Source organism: Chromohalobacter sp. HP20-39, from assembly GCF_033052815.1.
GTDB lineage: Bacteria > Pseudomonadota > Gammaproteobacteria > Pseudomonadales > Halomonadaceae > Chromohalobacter.
Window position 1 is genome coordinate 1 of record NZ_JAWHTP010000553.1, and the last position, 281, is coordinate 281.

Below are 281 nucleotides of genomic sequence, written 5' to 3' on the forward strand. Positions count from 1 at the left end.
CGACCTGCTGCCGAGTCTCTCCACGCTTGCCGCGTCGGATGCGCTCAAACAGCAGCTGCTGTTGACCGACCAATATTTCATGGGGGCCACGCTGGCGGTGGCGCGTGCCTCGCAGCGCACGATCTTCCATCTGGATGAGCTGGATGGCATGACGGTGGCGATTATTGGCGGTGGCGCCACCGAGATCCTCATGCGCGAGAAGCTGCCGCGTGCGCATCTGCTGCTGTTTGATTCGACGGATGCGGCCCTGCAGGCGGTCGCCGATGGCTCGGCCGACGTTG

Annotated in this window: 1 protein-coding gene; it reads left to right on the forward strand. The window is 64.4% G+C overall.

Translation table 11 applies throughout. The features are described from left to right. Nucleotides 1-281, forward strand: a 281-nt coding sequence (locus RVY79_RS19165; protein WP_317466145.1) for a transporter substrate-binding domain-containing protein, incomplete at both ends; no start/stop codon positions are given.